This is a genomic window from Cryobacterium sp. TMS1-20-1, assembly GCF_004402355.1.
In the GTDB taxonomy this organism is placed as follows: domain Bacteria; phylum Actinomycetota; class Actinomycetes; order Actinomycetales; family Microbacteriaceae; genus Cryobacterium; species Cryobacterium levicorallinum.
On the sequence record NZ_SOGF01000032.1, the window covers coordinates 1 to 1,977 of the forward strand.

Here is a 1,977-nt window from a genome sequence, read left to right on the forward strand (position 1 = left end):
CAGATTTCGTCTTCTTCGTCACAGCATCAAGTGTCGTCATCACGGCACCTTTCCCGCCAGACCCAAGTCCGGCGCGTCAGGCCGGAAACACCGTTTAAGAGACAGTCCCTCACGTGGTGGAAGGAGCTTTGCAGGTTGGCGAGTAGCCCCTGGTGGTAGCGCACGTCCGAGTACGTGGTAGCGCTGTTCTGACGAGGGGGTAGCGGCCCGGGCGTGGTGCCCGAGCCGCCTCGGGGTTACTCCCAGTAGCTCTTCTCGGCGCGGGCTTGGTCGTTGCGGTGCTGGCGCATGTCGATCTGGCCGAGGTTGATGATCCGGGCGTTGTTGGCGAGGCGGTTCACGATTGAGTCCGCCGCGACCCGGTCGGGCAGCTCGGCGACCCAGTGCGCTGGCCCGGTCTGCGAGGCGATCATCGTCGGCAGCCGGTGTTCCCGGTTCGCGAGGATCGCGAACAGGTCGCTGGCGGCGTCGCTGTCAACGCCGACCGTCAGAAAATCATCAATGATCAGCAAATCGATGTTGGAGAGCTCGTTCAACAGTTTCTGATGGGCGATGCCGTCGCCGCGGGCGATGACGAGCCTGCGGGCGAGGTCGTCCATTTGGAAGTAGAGAACGGAGTGCTCACTGTGGCAGGCACCGATGGCCAGCGCGCAGGCGAGGTAGGTTTTGCCACCGCCGGTGGGCGAGATGATGAGCAGGTTGGTCGGATCCACGCGCCAGTCATGGGCGGCATAGCGCCGCATTCTGACGGCGGTGATGCCGCGTCCCTCGCGGTAGTCGACCTCAGCGACGGTCGCCCCGGGAATGGGGAGGGCTGCTTGGCGGATGAGTTTGTCGACCCGGCTAACCCGTCGGGATTCCAAAGCGTCGTCGACCGCGGTGAGGAACAGCTGATCCGGGGTGAGAGTGTCGTTGGCTTCGTCCTGGATGAGTTCCTCCAGCCGGGTCGCGACGTGGGTCACCCGCAGCGCGCGGAACTTGTCATAGTCAACGCTGGTGAACGTCACTTCTTGTCCTCGTTTCGGGCGTAGTGGGACGCGTCACGGACATAAACGTCCGTGACGGTGTCACGGAACACGACGGTGCTGCTGCGTTTGCGTGTCGAGGCCGCCGGGGCCACCGGACGGGGCTTCTTCACATCACTATCGATCGCCGCCATCAACCGTTTCAGCGTCGAATACGTCGGATGAGCCTTGCGATTGACGAGGTCCTGGCAGGCGGCCTCCAAGCGTTCCCGGTTGTTCTTGCCGAGGCCGTCGAGGATGTTTTGGCAGGCCAGGTAGCCCTGCGCTTCGATCGCTTGGCTGTCGAGGATCTGCTCGATCACCGTGACCGTCGCCGGCCCGGTGCTGCGCGCCCGGTCGATGAACCAGCGCCTCGACCACAACCCGTCGATATCGCGGTGCTGCGGTGGAACATGATCCGGAAGAGTTGAGCACTGGCCCTTCCGGCCCGTCAGCCGCGGGTGTTCGCAGATGCTGTCGTTGCCGTCGAAGATCGTCACGCGGGACGAGGTGACCCGGACCCGCAGTAGCTTGCCGGCCAGGGCGAACGGCACGGAATAGCGTTGCGTGTCCGCGGTGACGTGGTAATTCCGGGCGGCTTTCAGCTCCTTCCATTCGACGTCCTCGAACCCGATGTCAGGCAGCGGACTGAGCAGCTCGCGTTCCTCGGTGTCGAAGCGTTCCCACCGGGTGGTGTCGTCGGCGCGGCGGATGTCGTGGTTGATCTCCCGCACCCGTTCCTCGATTGCGGTGTTCAATTCGCTCAGCGTTGTGAAGACATCGTCTTCGAGGTAGCCGATGACGCGTTTGTTGACGACGTTCACCGCATTCTCGGCTGATGCCTTGTCGCGAGGTTTTTTTGGTCTCAGGGGTCCTGACATGGGCGGCTTGATTCGATATATTCCGGCGTAACTCAAAGCCGGTCTTTGATCGCATAGTGCATGATCAGGTCGGTGCCTGGATAGCGGGTTTC

At 62.9% G+C, this 1,977-nt stretch carries 2 protein-coding genes; both read right to left on the bottom strand.

The window, feature by feature from the left end:
• Positions 1–236: 236 nt before the first annotated feature.
• On the bottom strand, positions 237–1,007 hold the full coding sequence (locus E3O45_RS07325) for an ATP-binding protein (RefSeq protein WP_134442802.1): 771 nt from the start codon (positions 1,005–1,007) through the stop codon (positions 237–239).
• A complete protein-coding gene (locus E3O45_RS07330; RefSeq protein WP_134442803.1) occupies positions 1,004–1,762 on the bottom strand; it encodes a hypothetical protein in 759 nt (252 codons plus the stop codon). The genes E3O45_RS07325 and E3O45_RS07330 overlap by 4 nt, the downstream gene beginning before the upstream one ends.
• Between the last annotated feature and the right edge of the window lie 215 nt (positions 1,763–1,977).